This is a genomic window from Janibacter sp. HTCC2649, assembly GCF_000152705.1.
In the GTDB taxonomy this organism is placed as follows: Bacteria; Actinomycetota; Actinomycetes; order Actinomycetales; family Dermatophilaceae; genus Knoellia.
The window spans coordinates 3113437-3126391 of the sequence record NZ_CH672413.1; the positions used below are offsets into that span (position 1 = coordinate 3113437).

A 12955-nucleotide genomic window follows, 5' to 3' on the forward strand; every position below is an offset into this window, starting at 1 on the left:
GCATACCCAAGAGCAGTGAAGGAGAACGTCATGGAAGGTGCTCGTCCCGTCCGCGCCCCTCGCGGCACGTCGCTGACCCACGCCACCCACTGGGGCGCCGAGGCGCCGCTGCGGATGCTCATGAACAACCTCGACCCCGAGGTCGCCGAGCGTCCCGACGACCTCGTCGTCTACGGCGGCACCGGTCGCGCCGCTCGTGACTGGAAGTCGTTCGACGCCATGGTCCGCACGCTGAGCACGCTCAAGCAGGACGAGACCATGCTCGTGCAGTCGGGCAAGCCCGTCGGCGTCATGCAGACCCACGAGTGGGCACCCCGCGTGCTCATCGCGAACTCCAACCTCGTCGGCGACTGGGCGAACTGGCCCGAGTTCCGCCGGCTTGAGCAGCTCGGTCTCACGATGTACGGCCAGATGACGGCCGGTTCGTGGATCTACATCGGCACCCAAGGGATCGTCCAAGGGACCTACGAGACCTTCGGTGCGATCGCCGAAAAGCGTTACGGCGGAACCCTGGCCGGCACGTTGACCCTCACCGGGGGCTGTGGCGGCATGGGTGGCGCCCAGCCGCTGGCCGTCACCATGAACGAGGGTGCCTGCCTCATCGTCGACGTGGACGAGGCGCGCCTGCGTCGTCGGGTCGAGCACCGCTACCTCGATGAGGTCGCCGACAACCTGGACCAGGCCATCGAGAAGGCCCTCAAGGCCAAGGACGACAAGCGCGGCTGGTCCGTCGGTGTCGTCGGCAACGCAGCGGAGGTCTTCCCCGAGCTGCTCCGTCGCGGCGTTCCCATCGACATCGTCACCGACCAGACGTCCGCCCACGACCCGCTGTCCTACCTCCCCGAGGGGATCTCGCTCGAGGACTGGCCGGAGTATGCCGCGAAGAAGCCCGAGGAGTTCACCGACCGCGCGCGTGCCTCGATGGCCAAGCAGGTCCAGGCGATGGTCGAGTTCCAGGACGCCGGCGCCGAGGTCTTCGACTATGGCAACTCCATCCGCGACGAGGCGCGCCAAGGCGGCTACAGCCGGGCGTTCGAGTTCCCCGGTTTTGTCCCGGCCTACATCCGTCCGCTGTTCTGCGAGGGCAAGGGCCCGTTCCGCTGGGCGGCACTCTCCGGTGACCCCAAGGACATCGCCGCCACCGACCGCGCCGTGCTCGACCTCTTCCCGGACAACGAGCGCCTGCACAAGTGGATCAAGGGCGCGCAGGACCGGATTGCGTTCCAGGGCTTGCCTGCTCGCATCTGTTGGCTCGGTCAGGGTGAGCGAGAGAAGGCGGGCGCCGCGTTCAACGAGCTCGTCCGCAAGGGCGACGTGAGTGCACCGCTCGTCATCGGTCGCGACCACCTCGACACCGGCTCCGTTGCCTCTCCCTATCGCGAGACCGAGTCCATGGCCGACGGCTCCGACGCCATCGCCGACTGGCCTCTGCTCAACGCCCTCGTCAACACGTCGTCCGGTGCGAGCTGGGTCTCGATCCACCACGGTGGCGGAGTCGGCATGGGCCGCTCGCTCCACGCGGGTCAGGTCTCCCTCGCCGACGGCACCGAGCTGGCCGCGCAGAAGCTCGCGCGGGTCCTCCGCAACGACCCCGCCATGGGCGTCATCCGCCACGTCGACGCCGGCTACGACATCGCCGACCAGACCGCCGACGAGCACGGCATCCGTATCCCGATGCGCGAGGGCTGACCTCGTCCGGAGAGGTGTGACTCGCATCGATAACCATGAGGTTTTTGCCGAACACCTCTTGGTTGTCGATGCGGACGAGCACCCCTTGAGCTCGGGACGCTGATGGCGGCCGCGAGACCGGTGCTTTCAAGATGCGAGCCGGCCCGGGCAGGGCCAGAGTGTTGAGCGTCCGGATCAACTCTCCAGGAGGACTCGTGATGTCAGGAAAGCAGCACCACCCCCGCACCCCTGCCCGCAAAGTCGTCGGACTGCTCGCCACCGCGACCAGTCTCATCGCAGCCGTCGCGCTGTCACAGCCCATCGCCGCAGCCGCTGCACCCGCCGGCTCGGACAACTCCGCCCAGCGCCTCGCCGCCATCTCATCGAGCATCGACCAGTCCGGTGTCGACGGCATCAGCTGGCACACCGACACGGTCTCCAAGCGGGTCGTCGTGACCGCTGACGAGTCCGTCTCCGCCGCGGACCTCGCGTCCCTCCGGCGCACAGCGGGTTCGGACGCAGGCTCTCTGCGGGTCGAACGCACCCACGGTGTCTTCCGTGCGCTCGGCTCTGCCGGAAGCGCGATCTACGGTGGCGGCTACCGCTGCTCGCTCGGCTTCAACGTCGTCAAGGGCGGTGTCTACTACTTCCTCACCGCCGGCCACTGCGGCAAGGTCGCGAACACCTGGTACGCGAACTCGAGCCAGTCGACGCTCATCGGCCCGACCGAGGGCTACAGCTTCCCCGGCAACGACTACTCCCTCGTGCGCTACGCCAACACGTCGCTGTCGCACCCCGGTGGCTACACGGTCGGCGACGCCTTCGTCGGTGAGTCGGTCAAGCGCACCGGCTCGACGACGGGCACTCGCTCCGGCACGGTGACGGCGCTCAACGTGACCGTGAAGTACCAGGGCGGCGGACGCGTCTCCGGCATGATCCAGACGACCGTGTGCGCCGAACCCGGTGACTCCGGCGGCGCGATGTACGACGGCACCAAGGCCCTCGGACTCACCTCCGGCGGCAGCGGCGACTGCAGCCGCGGTGGCACGACGTTCTTCCAGCCCGTGCGCGAGGCAGCGAACGCGTACGGCGTCACCGTCTTCTGAGGCAACCGAACAACACAGCCGGCGTATGCCGGGTGCTCGCCACCCGGCATACGCCGCCTTTCGTTCTGGCCCTTGTGCGACAGCGCGAGCGAAGGCAAGGTGTGACACGTGAACCGCTCGTCCGGCTCCGACAACGCACCCGCCCCCGCCAGCCCGCGGGAGATTCGCAACGTGGTCCTCGTCGGACCAGCGGGTGCGGGCAAGAGCACGCTCTTCGAGCACCTCGTCGCGGCCCGGGTCGAGGGGCGGCGCCCCAGGGATGACGACCGACAGTCGTCGACCGGCCTCGTGGCCGCGAGTTTTGCCAGCGGCGAGGTGGTGGTCAACCTCCTCGACACACCGGGCAGCCCCGACTTCGTCGGCGATGTGCGAGCAGGACTGAGGGCGGCGGATGCCGCCCTCTTCGTCATTTCGGGGGCCGACGGGCTCGATGACGCCACCCGAATGCTGTGGCGCGAGTGCGGAGCGACGGGTATGCCGCGTGCCATCGCCGTGACCCGTCTCGAGCAGGCGCGCGCAGACTTCGATGAGACGGTCGCGACCTGTCGGCGCGTGTTCGGCGAGGCCCAGCCGGTCGCGGTGCCGGTGCAACCGGGCGGACCCGGGACGACGGTGACCGGGTTGGTGGATCTGCTGACGTCGGGGGAGGACACAGAGGGTCGCAGCGCGCTCGTCGAGGCGATCATCGAGGAGTCCGAGGACGAGACGCTGCTCGAGCGCTATCTCGAGGGCGAGGAGGTCGACGTCGCCACGCTTCGGGCCGACCTGCACACGGCAGTCGCCACGGCCCGTTTCTTCCCGGTGCTGCCGACGAACGCGACGAACGGGGTGGGCCTCGAGGAGTTGCTGGCCCTCATCGAGCAGGGACTGCCCTCGCCCGAGGACGTCACGTTGCCCCGCATCTGGCGGACCAACGGCGGCGACTTCGGTGCCGTGACGTGCGACCCCGCCGGGCCCCTCGTGGCCGAGGTCGTGCGGACGACGACCGACCAGTTCGTCGGGCGGCAGTCGCTCGTGCGGGTCTTCTCCGGGACGCTGCGGCCCGACGATCCGGTGCACGTGTCCGGGCACCTGCAGCAGTTCGCGACGGGGCAGCTCGCCGGTCACGACGACCACGACCAGGATCTCGACCGGGTGGGTGGGCTCACCGCTCCGCTGGGCGACGAGTCCCGGCCCAAGGCTCACGGGATCGCGGGTGAGCTCGTCCTCGTGTCGCGGCTCGCTGGTGCCGAGACGACGGACACCCTGTCGTCGCCGAAGCAGCCAGCGCTCGTCGAGCCGTGGGTGCTGCCGGAACCGTTGCTACCAGTGGCGATTCACGCTCGCAGCAAAGGCGACGAGGACAAGCTCGCCTCGGTGCTCCAGACGTTGGTGTCCGAGGACGTCACGATGCGACTCGACCTCAACGCCGAGACCCACCAAGTCGTGCTCTGGACCATGGGGCCAGCGCACCTGGCCCTGCTGACCAAGGCTCTCGAGGAGCATCACCACGTCGCGGTTGAGGCCGAGCCGTTGCGAACGGCCTTGCGTGAGACCTTCATCAGCCCCTGCGAGGTGCAGGGACGACTCGTCAAGCAGTCGGGCGGGCACGGGCAATATGCGGTGTGTCGCTTGCGAATCGAGCCGTTGCCGCGGGGTGGTGGCTTTGAGTTCGTCAACAAGGTCGTGGGTGGCTCCGTGCCCAAGCAGTTCATCGCGTCGGTGGAGAAGGGCGCGCAGGCGCAGCTCGAGAAGGGCGTGCTCAATGGGTATCCCGCGGTCGACGTGCGGGTGACCCTGCTCGATGGCAAGGCGCACGCGGTCGACTCGTCCGACATGGCGTTCCAGACGGCGGCGGGGCAGGCGCTGCGCGAAGCCGCGAACGAGAGCACCGTGTCAATGCTCGAACCCATCGACACCGTGGACATCGAGGTGGGCGACGAGTCCGTGGGGTCTGCGCTCGCGGACCTGCGCGGACGACGCGGCCAGGTGCACGGGACCGAACCCGCGGCCCACGAGGGGCGCACCCTCATCCATGCCGAGATCCCGGCGCTGGAGCTGTCGCGCTACCCGATCGACCTGCGCTCGGTGTCGCACGGCACGGGCACCTTCACCCGGACGTTCGCGCGCTACGACTACCTCCCGCCCCAGCTCGCCAAGGACGTTCTCCACGGCGGCGGCGGCTGAAACTTTCGGGGTCAGGCGGGGTCAGGCAGGGTCGGTGACGTCGGCGACCTCACCGGCGAGGGCTCGCACCAGGTCATCGGCGGCCAGGGATGCCGAGGTCCCGTGGGCCCCTGCGCCCATCGAGATCGTCCGGCCGGACACGGTGGCGTCCACGATGACCGGCCACGCTGTTGTCGACCCGAAGGGCGTGATCGTCCCGCGCTCGTAGCCCGTCGCATCCCGAGCCTTGTCGGCCGGCGGCATGGACAACCGGTTGACGCCGAGGTGGGCGCGCAGCTTGGGCCACGAGATCTCGCGGTCGCCGGGCACCAGCACGAACACGTAGTCGCCCGACCCACGTCGCACCACGAGCGACTTCACGATGTCGCGCGGCTCGATCCCGCGCTGTTCGGCGGCTTCGGCGAGCGATGACGCGCGCTGGGTCGAGACGCTGATCGTGTGTTGGATCCCGCTGGCTTCAAGGGCCTCGCGTGCCCGCCGGGCTCCGTCCGTCTCCGTCGCTTCGGTCATGGAATCACTCTAGGCGCGCCTTCTGGTCTGGGATTTCAGACGGGTATGCCGTGGCGCCGCAGCGCGTGACCACCTCCGGGGTGTGGAATGGCCGGGTGAGTCCCAGCGAAGCGAGCGCCCACGTCCCGGCCATCCCTGACCCGGCGGGGGCAACCTTCGGCTCCATGTGGCGCGACCTCACGCCGATCGGGCGCGATGGCGGGACCAACGGCTACCACCGCTTCGCGTGGACCCGCGAGGACCACACGCTGCGCGAGTGGTTCGTCGCCCAGGCGGAGGCGCGCGGGCTCGACGTGACCGTGGACCGGGTCGGCAACCAGTGGGCGTGGTGGGGAGACCCGGACGCTGCGTTGGCGGCAGGGCGTCCCGGAATCGTCACCGGATCACACCTCGACTCCGTGCCTGATGGCGGCGCTTTCGACGGGCCCCTGGGGGTCGTTTCGGCATTTGCTGCGCTGGATGCGCTGCGCGACAGGGGGTTTGAGCCCGACCGGCCCATCGGCGTCGTGAACTTCATTGACGAGGAGGGGGCTCGCTTCGGGGTGGCGTGTGCTGGATCGCGAGTCCTCACCGGCGCCATGACGGCTGACCGGGCCCGTTCGCTCACCGACGGCGACGGAGTGTCGATGGCCGAGGCGCTGCGTTCCGCCGGCCGTGACCCCGATTCGCTGGGGCCCGACTCCGAGACCGTCCGGCGGGTGGGCACCTTCGTCGAGCTCCACGTCGAGCAGGGCCGGCACCTGTCCGACCTCGAGGTCGACACCCCCGTCGCCGTGGGCAGTGACATCTGGCCGCACGGTCGCTGGCGGATCCGCACCCTCGGCGAGGCCAACCACGCCGGCACGACCCGACTCGAGGACCGCGACGACGCGATGCTCGGCTTCGCGGCCGCCGTCATCGCCGCCCGCCGCGCCGCCGCGACCCACGGCTGCGTCGCCACCATCGGCAAGGTCGCCGTCACCCCCGGCGGGGTCAACGCCATCGCCAGCGAGGTCACCGGCTGGCTCGACGCGCGCGGGTCCGACGAGGCAGCTGTGCGCCGGGTCGTCGCGGACGTCACCGAGGTCGTGAACGACTTCGAAGGACTCGTCATCGAGGACTCCTGGACCGGCACGACCCCCTTCGACCCGGCGTTGGTGAGGCGCCTCTCCACCCGGCTGGGCGGCATACCCGTCATCGGGACGGGAGCGGGACACGACGCCGGAATCCTGGCCAACGCCGGCGTTCCCACCGCCATGCTCTTCGTCCGCAACCCCACCGGCATCTCGCACTCACCCGAGGAGTTCGCGACCTCGCAGGACTGCCTCGCGGGCGTCGAGGCGCTCACCACCGTCCTCACCGACCTGGCCGGGGTGCCCGCATGACGACCTACTGGTGTGAACACGCGCAGCTGCCCGACAAGGTCCACCGCGGCGTGCGGCTCACCGTCGTCGACGGGCGGTTCAGCGAGATCGCCACGGACACCAAGCCGCGCGATGCCGACGTGCGACTGGGCGGGGTCGTCCTGCCCGGCTTCGCCAACGCGCACAGTCACGCGTTCCACCGGATGCTGCGTGGACGGACCCATGGTGACGGCGGCAACTTCTGGACGTGGCGCGAGCAGATGTATGCCGTGACCGCCCGTCTCGATCCCGACACCTACTTCGCACTCGCGAGAGGGGTTTTCACCGAGATGGTGGCGTCGGGCTACACGGTGGTCGGCGAGTTCCACTACCTCCACCACGGGCCCGGTGGGAAGCCCTACGACGATCCCAACGCCATGGGTTCGGCTCTCGTCGCCGCCGCCGAGGAGGCCGGGATCCGCCTCACCCTGCTCGACACCTGCTACCTGTCCGGCGGGCTCGACTCGGCCGGACACCTGCCACTCGACGAGGTGCAGACGCGATTCTCCGACGGGTCCGTGCAGGCCTGGGCCGAGCGCGTGGATGCGTTGCAGGACAGTGCCATGGTGCGCATCGGGGCGGCGGCCCACTCGGTGCGGGCCCTGACCGGGGAGCAGCTCGCCGAGTTCGCCACGGTCGTCGGAGACCGACCCGTCCATGCCCACGTGAGCGAGCAGATGGGCGAGAACCTCACGACCCAGCTCGTCTATGGCGCCAGCCCGGTCGAGCACCTCACCGACGCCGGGCTGCTCGGGGAGGGCTTCACCGCCGTCCACGCGACCCACCTGTCCGACGTGGACCTCGACCTCATGGGGCGATCCGGCGCCGGTGCCTGCTTCTGCCCGACGACCGAACGCGACCTCGCCGACGGCATCGGCCCGGGGTGCGAGCTGGCCGAGCGCGAGGTGCCGATCTGTCTCGGCTCGGACCAGCACGCCGTCATCGACCCCTTCGAGGAGATCCGCGGCATCGAGATGCACGAGCGGCTCAAGAGCCATGAGCGCGGACGTTTCGGCGTGGCCCAGCTGCTCGAGATGGGGACGTCCGCGGGCTATCGCAGCCTGGGCTGGGACGGCGGCCGCATTGCCGTCGGAGCGCTCGCCGACCTCGTCGCGGTGCGCATCGACAGTCGTCGAACCGGTGGCGTCGCCCCGGCGCAGATCATCTCCGGTGCGACGGGGGCGGATGTCACCGATGTCGTCGTCGGCGGTCGACGGATCGTGTCCAGCGGGGTCCACCCCCTCGGCCCCGTTGACGATGTTGTCGCCGAGGCGATCGTCGCCGTGAGGAGCGCCCCGTGAGCCCAACCCCCAACTCCCGAGCCGCCTCCCCCCTTGCGTCTGCGGATGCGGTCGCCAGAACCACCACATCCGCAGACGCAGTGGTGATCACGGGGATCGGTGAGCTCGTCACCTGCGACGGCACCGGCGAGGCCGGTCTCGGGCTGCGCCACGACGCCGCTCTCGTCATCGAGGACGGTCGCATTGCCTGGATCGGCGATGCGGCAGATGCCCCCGACGCCGACCGCCGGGTCGACCTCGAGGGCCGAGCGGTCCTTCCCGGCTTCGTCGACAGTCACAGTCACCTCGTCTTCGACGGCGACCGGTCGGCGGAGTTCGCCGCGCGGATGACGGGGGAGCGCTACGACGGGGGAGGCATCGGCGTCTCGGTGGCCGCCACCCGCGCAGCCTCCGATGAGCGCCTCCGCGAGCTCGTCGGCCAACGTGTCCGCGAGATGCGCGACCAGGGCACGACGACGGTCGAGATCAAGAGCGGCTACGGCCTCACCGTCGAGGACGAAGCCCGAGCCCTCAGCATCGCGAGCGAGTTCACCACGGAGACAACGTTTCTCGGCGCGCACGTCGTGCCACCGGAAGCGCGCGGCGAGCGGGCGGCATACCTCGATCTCGTCACGGGGCCGATGCTGGAAGCCTGCGCGCCCTACGCGAAGTGGGCCGATGTCTTCTGCGAACCAAACTCGCCACACGCCTTCACCGAGGACGAGTCCCGCGCCGTCATGGCCGCTGCGCGCGAGGCCGGCCTGGGGTTGCGGGTGCATGGCAACCAGCTCGGCCACGGCCCGGGCGTTCAGCTCGCAGTCGAGCTGCGCGCGGCCAGCGTCGACCACTGCACCTACCTGTCCGACGCCGACATCGATGCCTTGGTGGGGGCCGCCGAGACCACGGTCGCGACCCTGCTCCCGGGCGTGGAGTTCTCGACCCGCTCGCCCTACCCGGACGCCCGCACCCTCCTCGACGCCGGCGTCTCCATCGCCCTGGCGACCGACTGCAACCCGGGCACCTGCTACTCGAGCTCGATGCCGTTCGTCATCGCGCTGGCCGTGCGCGAGATGGGGATGACGCCGAGCGAGGCCGTGTGGGCCGCGACCGCCGGGTCGGCGAAGGCGCTGCGTCGCACCGACATCGGTCGCGTCGCCGTCGGCGGAGCTGCGGACCTCGCCGTGCTGGACGCGCCGAGCCACCTCCACCTGGCCTACCGCGCCGGCGTCCCCATCGCCCGCGCCCTCACCTGACCCGCTCCGTCGAACGTTGAGGTCAGAGGTTGCCGGGGCGCACAGCCTCCGGCTTGTGGCCGGACGACTTGGCGTAGTACTGCGCGGCCTTGCGGGTCGCCAGCGTCTTCGCGACACCGGCAGCGAGACCGGTGAGGGCGGCATACGCCAACGCCGCAGCGAAGGGCGAGTCGGGATCCTTGGGGTTGATCATGCGGTCCTGCCCGGCCTTCTCCCAGACCTTGTCGGCCACCTTGGTCGCGGCCAGTCCGGCCAGAATCGCCGAGCCGGTTCCGAGGATCTTCCACACAGTGCTGCCCACGGTCACTCCTTCAGGGTTGCGATGCCCGCACAAAAAGTCGGGCCTTCTCCCGTTCCACCCTGCCACAGCCTGGGAGTAGGGTGACCACGTCAATGACAGGGGAGCGCACCTAGCGCTGAGAGTGCGGGCAACCGCAGACCCTCACACCTGATCCGGTTCGCACCGGCGTAGGGAGTCTGAGTTCTCAGGTGACTGAGCGGCATACGACGTGTATGCCGAGTGGTCACCTCCCCGAGGTATCCATCGGCCCTGCGCCGGAGACCACGGGAGAAAAGTTCATGGCTACACACACCACGGAGCCGGCCACCACCGACTCCACCTCGGGCGGCTTCCTGCGCGCCCCAAGCATCCTCGCGACCCGTCCCCTCATGGGGTGGCGGACCGTCGACATCCTCACGATCGCCTTCCTCGGTGCCGCGTTCGGCGTCGCCTACTGGGCCTGGGGGCAGGCGTACGTCGCGCCCTCGAACGCCCTCAGCGCGCTGTATGCCCCGCTGTCCGGAATCACGGCGGCGCCGTGGCTCATGGCAGGGGTGGTCGGCGGGCTCGTCGTGCGTCGGCCCGGCGCGGCCCTGATGTGCGAGGTCGTCGCGGCCCTCGTCTCGATGCTCCCCGGCACGCAGTGGGGGGCCTCCACCCTCGTGGCCGGCATCCTGCAGGGTCTGGGCGCCGAGCTCGCCTTCGCTGTCCTCGGCTACGCCTCGTTCCGCCTGGGAGCGGCCCTGCTCGCGGGCGCCCTCTCGGCGCCGTTCGAGGTCGTCTATGAGTGGTTCACCTACTACCCGGACTGGGCGTGGAGCCACAAGATCGTCTACCTCTTCATCATGAGCGCTGCTGGCGCCGTGATCGCCGGAGGACTGGCGTGGCTGCTCACCCGGGCCCTGGCAGCGGCCGGTGCGCTGAACGCGTTCCCGCCCGGCCAGGAGCACCGCGAGAACCGCGCTGTCTGAGATCAGGCGCTCGGCTGGTCCGGTTGCGGGCGGCCACGTCACCCTCGAGGGGGTGACGTGGCGCCCGTACGGTCGGCGCGAACCCGTCCTGCGCGACATCTCGGTGTCACTGGCGCCCGGCGAGCGCGTGCTTCTCGTCGGCCCGAGTGGTTCCGGCAAGTCGACGCTGCTCCGGGCGATCGCCGGGCTCCTCGAGACCGCGGACGCCGGCGACCTCTCGGGGTCCGTCGTCCTCGACGGTCACGCCCCCGGGTCGCGCGCCGGCGAGGTCGGACTCGTCCTCCAGGAGCCGGGTGCCGGTGTGGTCGCCTCGTCGATCGGGCGCGACGTCGCGTTCGGACTCGAGAACGTGGGTATGCCGCGTGCCGACATGCCGCCCGCCATCAGTGCCGCTGTGGCTGCGGTCGGACTGACCATGCCGCTCGACACCCCGACCGGTGCGCTGTCCGGCGGAGAGACCCAACGGCTCGCGCTCGCGGGGGCGCTGGCCCTCGCGCCCAGCGTGTTGTTGCTCGACGAACCCACGGCCATGCTCGATCCCGGCCACGCTGCCCAGGTGAGGGCCAGTGTGGAAGGTGCGCTCGCGGCATACCCGATTACGACCGTGGTCGTCGAGCATGTCCTGGGACCGTGGGTCGATCTCGTCGACCGGATGCTCGTCCTCGACGCTGACGGTGTCCTCGTCGCCGACGGGTTGGTGCACGACCTGCTCTCTCGCGAGCGGGAGCGGCTGCTCGACATGGGCATCTGGGTGCCTGATGCGCCGCCGCCCACCCCGGTTGCGTCGGGCGCCCTGGTGGAGCGGGTGTCCCATCGCCGGGCGCAGGAGGTCGCGGCGACTGCGCTGACCATCGACCGCACGACGCGGCTCCTCGACGGTTCGGCACGCACCCAGACCGCGGCTCTCCTCGACTCGCCCTTGAGGCCGTCCGCTGGCACGGCCACCGCCCTCGTCGGGCCGAGCGGTTCGGGCAAGTCGACAGTGCTGCTCGGCTTTGCGGGTGCGTTGACTCCGAGCGCCGGTTCGATCGATGCCGCGGGGGAGCCCGTCGCCGATCTCTCGACCCGCGAGCTCGCCGCCCACGTCGGCTGGGTGCCGCAGTGGTCCAGCTCGACGCTCATCGGGCGCACCGTCCTCGACGAGGTCCTCGTCGCGAGCCACGCGCTGGGCGAGGAGTCGGGCGAACGCGTCGTCGAGGCCCACGCCCTGCTGACCGCACTCGGCCTCAGCCACCTCGAGGGCGCCGACCCGCGTGAGCTCTCCGGTGGGGAGCAGCGCCGCCTGGCCATCGCGTCGGCGATCCTGCACCAGCCGCCGCTGTTGCTGGCCGACGAACCCACGGTCGGGCAGGACCGGCACACCTGGGCCGCCGTCGTCGGACTGCTCGACTCCTATCGCGCGGCCGGGGGAGCGGTGCTCGTCTCGACGCACGACGACGCGCTCATCCAGCGCTCGGACCACGTCGTCGAGCTCGCCACCCCGCCCAAGGAGCCGCCGACCCCGGAGCCACGGCGCGTCCTCGCCGGGCGGGCCGGGCCCCTGGCGCTGATGCTTGGAGCGTTCCTCGCGATCCCGGCGGGCATCATCCCGGGGCACTGGCGGACGTCCCTCGTCGTGTTGGCCGTCCAGGTGGTGCTGGCATGTGTGGCTCTCTGGGCGCCCGGGGCTGGTGCTGGCCCGACGGGCCGTCTGCGACGAGTGGTCCTCCGGCTCCTGCCCGGGATGCTCGGCGGCCTCTCGGTCGGCTGGTCGACGTGGCTGCTCGGCGGGCACGACACGACGACAGCGTTCACGGCCGCGCTGCGCGTGCTCATCATCGTGCTGCCGTCGGCGGTGCTCCTGCCGCTCGTCGACCCCGATCGGCTCGGCGACCAACTCGCCCAACGCCTGCGGATGCCGGCCCGTCCCGTCGTCGCGCTCGCGGCCGCCCTGCAGCGGGTGCACACGTTCGGCGCGGTGTGGTCGGAGATCTCGCTGGCCCGGCGAGTGCGGGGACTCGGTCTGGATGCGCGGCGGCCCGTGGCGATGGTGCGCGACCTCGGGACCGTGACGTTCGGGCTGCTGGTGCGGACGCTGCGGATGGCGGCGGACCTCGCCGTGGCGATGGATGCGCGCGGCTTCGCGTCGGCGTCGAAGCGCACCTGGTTCGCGACCGCACCGTGGCGTCTGGCCGACACGTTGGTCGTCCTCGGCGCCATGGTCCCCATCGCCGCCGCCACCCTGCTCGTCTGACAACTTTCGTCCAATAGGACGCGAATGGTTGCGCACCCCGGACAGCCATTCGTGCCCTATTGGACGAAAGTTGGGGGTCGGGGAATGTCGGAGGGGCGCGACATAC

The 12955-nt window shown here is 70.4% G+C and carries 10 protein-coding genes and 1 riboswitch; of the genes, 8 read left to right on the top strand and 2 right to left on the bottom strand.

Going from position 1 to position 12955, the window contains the following annotated elements; genetic code table 11:
- Positions 1-30 precede the first annotated feature (30 nt).
- The 3 genes from hutU to JNB_RS14855 all read left to right on the top strand — a co-directional run bounded on the left by hutU (position 31) and on the right by JNB_RS14855 (position 4940).
- Positions 31-1689 (top strand): urocanate hydratase, encoded by a 1659-nt coding sequence (gene hutU, locus JNB_RS14845; protein ID WP_040883861.1) that lies wholly within the window; start codon positions 31-33, stop codon positions 1687-1689.
- 197 nt (positions 1690-1886) lie between these two features.
- Positions 1887-2774 carry a S1 family peptidase gene (locus tag JNB_RS14850; protein ID WP_009777323.1) on the top strand — a complete coding sequence of 296 codons (888 nt, stop codon included), beginning with the start codon at positions 1887-1889 and terminating at the stop codon, positions 2772-2774.
- A 108-nt stretch (positions 2775-2882) separates the two neighbouring features.
- On the top strand, positions 2883-4940 hold the full coding sequence (locus JNB_RS14855) for an elongation factor G-like protein EF-G2 (RefSeq protein WP_009777324.1): 2058 nt from the start codon (positions 2883-2885) through the stop codon (positions 4938-4940).
- A gap of 21 nt (positions 4941-4961) precedes the next feature.
- Here the strand turns inward: JNB_RS14855 and JNB_RS14860 are convergent, their stop codons facing one another.
- Positions 4962-5450 (bottom strand): aminoacyl-tRNA deacylase, encoded by a 489-nt coding sequence (locus JNB_RS14860; protein WP_009777325.1) that lies wholly within the window; start codon positions 5448-5450, stop codon positions 4962-4964.
- Between the two features lie 164 nt (positions 5451-5614).
- On the opposite strand from JNB_RS14860, the gene JNB_RS14865 reads away from it, so the two are divergent.
- The 3 genes from JNB_RS14865 to hutI all read left to right on the top strand — a co-directional run bounded on the left by JNB_RS14865 (position 5615) and on the right by hutI (position 9365).
- Positions 5615-6814, top strand: coding sequence for an allantoate amidohydrolase (locus tag JNB_RS14865; RefSeq protein WP_009777327.1), 1200 nt, complete (start codon positions 5615-5617; stop codon positions 6812-6814).
- On the top strand, positions 6811-8133 hold the full coding sequence (locus JNB_RS14870; RefSeq protein WP_009777328.1) for a formimidoylglutamate deiminase: 1323 nt from the start codon (positions 6811-6813) through the stop codon (positions 8131-8133). The genes JNB_RS14865 and JNB_RS14870 overlap by 4 nt, the downstream gene beginning before the upstream one ends.
- An 80-nt stretch (positions 8134-8213) precedes the next feature.
- Complete coding sequence (gene hutI / locus JNB_RS14875; protein WP_009777329.1) at positions 8214-9365, top strand: imidazolonepropionase; 1152 nt, start codon at positions 8214-8216, stop codon at positions 9363-9365.
- A gap of 22 nt (positions 9366-9387) precedes the next feature.
- On the opposite strand, the gene JNB_RS14880 is transcribed toward hutI, so the two are convergent.
- A complete protein-coding gene (locus JNB_RS14880) occupies positions 9388-9666 on the bottom strand; it encodes a DUF4235 domain-containing protein (RefSeq protein ID WP_040883863.1) in 279 nt (92 codons plus the stop codon).
- Positions 9667-9753: 87 nt separating this feature from the next.
- Positions 9754-9857: riboswitch (TPP riboswitch) on the top strand.
- Between the two features lie 87 nt (positions 9858-9944).
- Here JNB_RS14880 and JNB_RS14885 point away from each other — a divergent pair.
- Together JNB_RS14885 and JNB_RS14890 are read left to right on the top strand one after the other, a co-directional pair.
- A complete protein-coding gene (locus JNB_RS14885) occupies positions 9945-10616 on the top strand; it encodes an ECF transporter S component (protein WP_009777331.1) in 672 nt (223 codons plus the stop codon).
- Between the two features lie 52 nt (positions 10617-10668).
- Positions 10669-12849 carry an ATP-binding cassette domain-containing protein gene (locus tag JNB_RS14890; protein WP_009777332.1) on the top strand — a complete coding sequence of 727 codons (2181 nt, stop codon included), beginning with the start codon at positions 10669-10671 and terminating at the stop codon, positions 12847-12849.
- The last annotated feature ends 106 nt before the right edge of the window (positions 12850-12955 follow it).

Excerpts from the sequence above, each read along its gene's own strand:
- hutU (WP_040883861.1), top strand. The coding sequence starts at position 31 with ATGGAAGGTGCTCGTCCCGTCCGCGCCCCTCGCGGCACGTCGCTGACC.
- JNB_RS14850 (WP_009777323.1), top strand. The coding sequence starts at position 1,887 with ATGTCAGGAAAGCAGCACCACCCCCGCACCCCTGCCCGCAAAGTCGTC.
- JNB_RS14860 (WP_009777325.1), bottom strand. The coding sequence starts at position 5,450 with ATGACCGAAGCGACGGAGACGGACGGAGCCCGGCGGGCACGCGAGGCC.
- JNB_RS14865 (WP_009777327.1), top strand. The coding sequence starts at position 5,615 with ATGTGGCGCGACCTCACGCCGATCGGGCGCGATGGCGGGACCAACGGC.
- JNB_RS14870 (WP_009777328.1), top strand. The coding sequence starts at position 6,811 with ATGACGACCTACTGGTGTGAACACGCGCAGCTGCCCGACAAGGTCCAC.
- JNB_RS14885 (WP_009777331.1), top strand. The coding sequence starts at position 9,945 with ATGGCTACACACACCACGGAGCCGGCCACCACCGACTCCACCTCGGGC.